The sequence below is a fragment of the Bacteroidota bacterium genome (assembly GCA_034723125.1).
GTDB lineage: Bacteria > Bacteroidota > Bacteroidia > CAILMK01 > JAAYUY01 > JAYEOP01.
In genome coordinates this window covers 7,932-14,562 of sequence record JAYEOP010000187.1, presented here as the reverse complement: position 1 = coordinate 14,562, position 6,631 = coordinate 7,932, and the positions used below count along the sequence as shown (strand labels likewise).

The window sequence follows — 6,631 nt, the reverse complement described above, 5'->3', positions numbered from 1 at the left end:
TTTTATTGTGTACTTTGTTATAAATCGGCTTCTTTGTCTTGATAAAATGCTCTTCTATCTTTAAAGCTTTGGCTCTAGTTGTATAAGTTTTAACCTTGATTTTATGTATCTTTTTAAACCAAGGCTTGAGCTTATGTTCTTTTATTCTTCTATCTGGATTATTTGATATTCCTACATATAAAAGAGTGCCATATCTGTCGAAATGTTGGTAAACTACTGTTTTACTAATTGTATAATCCTTGTAGGTGTATAATTATACAGATTGTATTAAAATACACCGTTTAGTGTTATTTGTTTCGTATGTACTAAAAAGGGATTTCTTCAGATGTTCAGTTCGCTTTTTGATTCTTTCTAAATCTTTCTGTTTTTGTTCTAAAATTTCTTTTTGCTTTTTTTCTTCAGCTTCTATTTTTTCTTGTTCGTTGTCAATAAATAGGTCTTCAAATTCACTCTCATAACTGTTTATTGTTTCCTTTGTTTTTTCATACCAATTATTCGGAGCGTTATTTTCAGTAGCAGTTGTTGTTTCTATTGGGTAATCAACCGATTTTGCTTGTTGAGTAATTGCTTTTTTACTTTTAGATTTTTTAATTCCTTTGGAAATAGAAGCAATAATTGAAACGATAATAAAAAAAATGTAAATTAAATTTTCAGAATCCATTAATTGTAATAATTTAGAGCCGTATTAAAAACAAATTAAAACTATTTTAAAAGTACAAAAGTACAAATATTTTTGTTCTTAAACACTAAAAAATGATTACAATGGTTAAAAAACATAATTTTTATGCAGGTCCTTCAATTTTAACAAAGTTTACAATTGAAGAAACTGCAAAGGCGACACTTGATTTTGCAGGTACAGGCTTATCAATAATGGAAGTTTCTCACAGAAGTAAAGAAGTTGTAGCTGTTTTGGATGAAGCGGTTTCATTATTTAAAGAATTGTTAAATATTCCTGAAGGTTATAAAGTTTTATTTCTCGGAGGAGGTGCAAGTACACAATTCCTGATGATACCTTTCAACCTTATGAATAAGAAATCAGCTTATCTTGATACAGGTGCATGGTCAACAAAGGCTATTAAAGAAGCTAAATTTTTTGGTGAAGTTGACGTAGTGGCTTCTTCAAAAGAAAAGACTTTTAATTACATTCCAAAGGATTACAAAATACCTGCTGATGCTGATTATTTTCACATTACAACAAACAATACGATTTATGGAACAGAAATAAGAGAAGATATTGACATTGATATTCCTTTGGTTGCCGATATGTCTTCCGATATTTTCAGTCGTCCTATTGATGTTTCAAAATATGATTTAATTTATGGCGGTGCTCAAAAAAATCTTGCTCCTGCCGGACTAACATTCATAATTATTAAGGAAGAAGTTTTGGGTAAAGTTGAAAGAGATATTCCTACAATGTTAGATTACAAAACACATATCTCTAAAGATTCAATGTTTAATACTCCTCCTGTTTTACCATTATATGCTGCTCTTATGACTTTAAGATGGCTCAAAAACAATGGTGGAATTGCAGAAATGCAAAAGAAAAACATTGAAAAAGCACAATTACTTTATGATGAAATTGACAGAAATAAAATGTTCAAAGGAACTGTTGAGGACAAAACCGACCGTTCTATCATGAATATTTGTTGGGTAATGAATGATGAATATTCAGAACTTGAAAAAGAATTTCTTGAATTTGCTACCGAAAAAGGAATGATTGGCATCAAAGGTCATCGTTCGGTTGGTGGTTTTAGAGCGTCAACATACAATGCTTTACCAAAAGAAAGCGTTGAAGCATTGATAGATGTAATGAAAGAATTTGAAAATATTAAGGGATAGAAGTTTTAATGGCAGAAAAAATTAATTATTTTGCCATTTTTTATATAATTATTAAAAACATTTGTTATGACAAAAATATTAGTTGCTACAGAAAAACCTTTTGCAGCAGAAGCAGTTGAAAACATAAAAGTAATTACAGAAAAAGCAGCTTATGAATTTGCTCTTCTTGAAAAATATACTGACAAATCGGAATTGATTGAAGCCGTTGCAGATGCAGATGCTCTTATTATAAGAAGTGATAAAGTAACTCCTGAAGTAATTGAAGCAGGAAAAAATTTAAAAATAGTTGTTCGTGCTGGAGCAGGTTACGATAATGTTGACCTTGAATCAGCAACAAAAAATGATGTTGTTGTTATGAATACTCCCGGGCAAAACTCAAATGCAGTTGCTGAACTTGCTATAGGAATGATGGTGTATTTGGCAAGAGGAACTTTTAACGGCAAAGCAGGAACAGAGTTGAAAGGTAAAACAATTGGTATTCATGCTTATGGTAATGTAGGAAGATATGTTGCTGGAATTGCTAAAGGTTTTGGAATGAAAATTTTTGCTTTTGACCCTTTTATTGAAAAATCCGAAATAGAAAAAGATGGTGTAACAGTTGTTGATTCTGCTGAAGAACTTTACAATAGTTGTCAATATATTTCCTTACATATTCCTTCAAACGAAAAAACCAAGGAGTCAATTAATTTTGACCTTCTTTCAAAAATGCCGAAAAATGCTGTTTTAGTGAATACAGCAAGAAAAGAAGTTGTTTGTGAAGAATCACTAATGAAAGTTTTTGCTGACAGAGATGATTTTAAATATATTTCTGATGTTGCTCCTGTTTGTGCTAAAGAAATAGAATCTAAATATGAAGGAAGATTTTATTTTACACCTAAAAAAATGGGTGCTCAAACAAATGAAGCAAATGTAAATGCAGGAGTAGCAGCAATTAATCAAATTGTTGGATTCATTGAAAAAGGAGATATTACTTTTAAAGTTAATTGATTTTTTGGAGATTTAAAAGTGGCAAAAAAAATACTTTTTAAAAAAATCACCTGATTTGTGAATTTTTTAATACTTTTGTACCTTTAAAAGTTGTGAGAAAATATTGTTTAAGTTTTCTCGTTAGCAAAAAGGAATAATAAAATTGAATTAAAAAAGAAAAATGATGAATAAATTCAAAGCTGTTTTTGGTGTTATGTTTCTCGGTTTGTTGATGTTTACCTTTAATTCATGTACAGAGGATAATCCTGTTTATGAAAGATCATGGGAAGAAGGTCCTACAACAAATGGAAATCTTGAAGTATTTGTAAGAATGGATCTTCCTACAGGTGCTTTTCTTGCTTCAGCAGAAGTAAAACTTTACCTTAGTCAAGATGATTTGGATAATGGGAATTTTTACAAAATGAATCTTACTGACCCTGATGATCCTGCAAACAAAGGTGCTTATTTTAAAGAATTGCCATTTAATTATTACTATATTCAAGTGAAATGGCGACAAAGTTCTACAGATGCATGGAGAATGGGAACTGCCGAAACATGGGTGCCTAAAGGTACAACCAAGACAATTCATGTAACAGCAGTTTATTAAAAACAACTAATAGTGAAGATATAAAACCATTTCTTTTTTTATTAAAAGGAATGGTTTTTTTTTGTAATTTTGAAAAAAATTTAAAAGATAAAAAAAATGAAAAAATACAGAATATTAGCTTTATTTATTGCTTTCTCATTCGTAATAGCTGGTTTTTCTTGTGATAAAGATGAGGATGAAGGAAATGAACCTAACAACGAACCTACAGAAGACCCAACAGGTAAACTTGATGTTTATGTTCACATGTCTTTACCTACAGGCGTTCTTTGGGGTTATGCTATGGTAAAATTATATGAGTCAGAAGAAGATAGGACAAATCTTATTACTTATGATTCAAATTATACTGATGGTGTAAGTCCGTTTAATGCATATTTCGAAAAACTTCTTCCACAAAAATATTATATCAGAGCTACATTTGAACATCAAAGTGAATTATATGAGGGCTTGGGTGAATTATTTGTGCCGATAAATACAACAACAAGTTATCATATAACTGCTGCGGTGAAATAACGAAGTTTATTTTGCTTTAATAAGAATTTTTTGAAAAAATTCCCTAACAACTACAAAATAAGATTTATACCAAATTAACATCAAAACACCCGATATAAATCATTTCTATTTCCCTTTTTTGTCGTTAAAAATTATTTCCGTAGCTATAGCTATGCAAAGAATTTTTGCCTAAAAAAAGAAAAATATAATTTAATTTATTTATCAGGCGTTTTGAAATTAAATTGGTATTAGTTCCAAATTATAAATGCTTGTGAGAATATTTAAAAAAAATTTGAGAATTTAAATAAAAAGAATATCTTTGCGGCTTCAAAATTGTTGGTGAAGTAGCTCAGTCGGTAGAGCAAAGGACTGAAAATCCTTGTGTCGGCAGTTCAATTCTGTCCTTCACCACAAGCCTCGCATTTTGCGGGGCTTTTTTTTGCATTTTTTTTTACAATTTAAAAAAAGATAAAAAATCTTTCTAAATATTTAAATTTTGGTATTTTTACCACCTTTTTATAAAGAGTAAATAAGAGAATAATGAAAGTATATCAAACAAAAGAAATTAGAAATATTAGTATTTTAGGAAGTGCATCAAGTGGTAAAACAACTTTATCCGAATCATTATTGTTAGCAGGTGGTGTTATTGAAAGGAAAGGAAATGTTGAAAGTAAAAGTTCAATATCCGATTATCGTCCTATTGAGCATGAAAGATTAAATTCTGTTAAATCAACAGTCCTTTATTCATTTTTTGAGGATTATAAAATCAATATTATTGATTCCCCTGGCTTTGATGATTTTGCTGGTGAGGCTATTTCGGCAATGAGAGTTACTGATGTGAGTCTTATGGTACTTAACAGCCATAATGCAATTGAAGTTGGTACTGAAATATTTTGGCGACATGCAATGAATTATGGTCAGCCCTTAATTTTTGTTGCCAATCAACTGGATCATGAAAAAGCCGAATTTGATGAGCTTGTTGCAAAATCAAAAGAAATTTTTGGAAATAAATTAGTAACAATTCAATATCCTTTGAATCAAGGTTCTGATTTTGATTCTATTATTGATGTTCTTAAAATGAAAATGTTTAAGTTTCCAAAAGGAGGAGGAGATGCAGAGATACTTCCTATACCTGATAGCGAGAAGGATAAAGCTGAAGAATTACAAAATGAACTAGTAGAAGCAGCAGCGGAAAATGATGAAGAATTAATGGAATTATTCTTCGATAAAGGTACACTTGATGAAGACGAAATGAGAAAAGGAATTAGATTGGGTTTAATGAAAAGAGACCTTTTTCCTATTCTTTGTACTTCTGCAAAAAATGATATCGGGACAAAGAGATTGATGGAATTTATTACTAAAGTTGTTCCATCACCAGATGATGCAAATGCTGAAACATTAGCAAATGGAGATGAACTTCCGATTGATTCGGCTAAAGCAAAATCTGCCTATGTTTTTAAAGTTTCTTATGAGGAGCATTTAGGGGAAGTTGTATTTTTTAAAGTTATTACAGGAGAAATTGCTGAAGGAGATGAAATGGAAAACATTCAATCTCAAACAAAGGAAAAATTATCTCAATTATATTTGATAGCAGGTAAAAATCGTGAAAAAGTTGAGAAACTTGTTGCAGGAGATATTGGTGCTACCATAAAAATGAAAAACACAAAAATAAATTCTTCCTTAAATGAAAAAGGAGCTGATTTAGATATTAAAAAAACTGTTTTCCCTGAGCCTAAATATACAATTTCTGTTAAGGCAGTAAATTCTACTGATGATGAAAAACTTGGTGGAATTTTGAATAAAATGGCTCAAGAAGATTCCACATTTCATTTTTATTATTCAACAGAATTGAAGCAAATGGTAATTCAAGGACAAGGTGAGCTTCATATTAACATTGCAAAATGGCATATTAATAAAGAACATAAAATTGAAATTGAATTTTTTCCGACAAAAATACCTTACAGAGAAACAATTACTAAAGAATCAAAAAAAGATTTTCGTCATAAAAAGCAATCAGGTGGTTCAGGGCAGTTTGGTGAAGTTTACTTAATGATTGAGCCATATCAAGAGAAAAAACCTGATCCCCCAAAAGACCAATATAATATTAGAGGTAAAGAAGTTATTGAACTTCCTTGGGGAGGAAAACTTGTTTTTTATAATGCTATTGTTGGTGGCGTTATTGATACCAGATATTTGCCTGCTATTTTGAAAGGAATTATGGAGAAAATGGAAGAAGGTCCTCTTACAGGCTCTTATGCCAGAGATATTAGAGTAGTTGTTTATGATGGTAAAATGCACCCTGTTGATTCAAATGAAATTTCATTTAAAATTGCAGGAAGAACAGCTTTTAAAGCAGCTTTTAAGGCGGCTAATCCTAAGTTACTTGAACCGATTTATGAAATTGAAGTAATTGTTCCTGAAGAAAAAATGGGTGATGTTATGACTGACTTGCAAGGAAGAAGATCAATTATTTTAGGAATGGAAGGTGAAGGTGTTTATCAAAAAATAAAAGCAAAAGTTCCTTTAGCTGATTTAAATAAATATTCTACAGCTTTAAGTTCATTAACTAATGGACGAGGTACTTATTCTATGAAGTTTGACGGATATGAAAAAGTACCACCGGAAATTCAACAACAATTATTGAAAGATTACGAAGCTAGTCAAGAGGAAGAGTAAATTCTTATTTTTTAATAAGCCATAATTTATTCCTAATACTTCGGCTGGTTATAA

The 6,631-nt window shown here is 30.4% G+C and carries 6 protein-coding genes and 1 tRNA gene; 6 read left to right on the top strand and 1 reads right to left on the bottom strand.

What is annotated here, in order from left to right:
* Positions 1-253: 253 nt before the first annotated feature.
* The gene (locus U9R42_05600) at positions 254-661 is read right to left on the bottom strand and encodes a hypothetical protein (protein MEA3495494.1); all 408 of its coding nucleotides are present in this window, start codon (positions 659-661) and stop codon (positions 254-256) included.
* A 101-nt stretch (positions 662-762) separates the two neighbouring features.
* Between U9R42_05600 and serC the strand changes: the two genes are divergently transcribed.
* The 6 genes from serC to U9R42_05570 all read left to right on the top strand — a co-directional run bounded on the left by serC (position 763) and on the right by U9R42_05570 (position 6,577).
* Positions 763-1,839 (top strand): 3-phosphoserine/phosphohydroxythreonine transaminase, encoded by a 1,077-nt coding sequence (serC, locus tag U9R42_05595; GenBank protein ID MEA3495493.1) that lies wholly within the window; start codon positions 763-765, stop codon positions 1,837-1,839.
* 66 nt (positions 1,840-1,905) lie between these two features.
* On the top strand, positions 1,906-2,826 hold the full coding sequence (locus U9R42_05590) for an NAD(P)-dependent oxidoreductase (GenBank protein ID MEA3495492.1): 921 nt from the start codon (positions 1,906-1,908) through the stop codon (positions 2,824-2,826).
* 160 nt (positions 2,827-2,986) lie between these two features.
* Positions 2,987-3,412, top strand: coding sequence for a hypothetical protein (locus U9R42_05585; GenBank protein MEA3495491.1), 426 nt, complete (start codon positions 2,987-2,989; stop codon positions 3,410-3,412).
* A 96-nt stretch (positions 3,413-3,508) separates the two neighbouring features.
* Positions 3,509-3,922, top strand: a complete 414-nt coding sequence (locus U9R42_05580; GenBank protein MEA3495490.1) for a hypothetical protein — start codon at positions 3,509-3,511, stop codon at positions 3,920-3,922.
* A 317-nt stretch (positions 3,923-4,239) separates the two neighbouring features.
* Positions 4,240-4,312: transfer RNA gene (locus U9R42_05575), tRNA-Phe, on the top strand.
* 129 nt (positions 4,313-4,441) lie between these two features.
* A complete protein-coding gene (locus U9R42_05570) occupies positions 4,442-6,577 on the top strand; it encodes an elongation factor G (protein ID MEA3495489.1) in 2,136 nt (711 codons plus the stop codon).
* The last annotated feature ends 54 nt before the right edge of the window (positions 6,578-6,631 follow it).

Excerpts from the sequence above, each read along its gene's own strand:
- U9R42_05570 (MEA3495489.1), top strand. The coding sequence starts at position 4,442 with ATGAAAGTATATCAAACAAAAGAAATTAGAAATATTAGTATTTTAGGA.
- U9R42_05585 (MEA3495491.1), top strand. The coding sequence starts at position 2,987 with ATGATGAATAAATTCAAAGCTGTTTTTGGTGTTATGTTTCTCGGTTTG.
- U9R42_05600 (MEA3495494.1), bottom strand. The coding sequence starts at position 661 with ATGGATTCTGAAAATTTAATTTACATTTTTTTTATTATCGTTTCAATT.
- U9R42_05580 (MEA3495490.1), top strand. The coding sequence starts at position 3,509 with ATGAAAAAATACAGAATATTAGCTTTATTTATTGCTTTCTCATTCGTA.
- U9R42_05590 (MEA3495492.1), top strand. The coding sequence starts at position 1,906 with ATGACAAAAATATTAGTTGCTACAGAAAAACCTTTTGCAGCAGAAGCA.
- serC (MEA3495493.1), top strand. The coding sequence starts at position 763 with ATGGTTAAAAAACATAATTTTTATGCAGGTCCTTCAATTTTAACAAAG.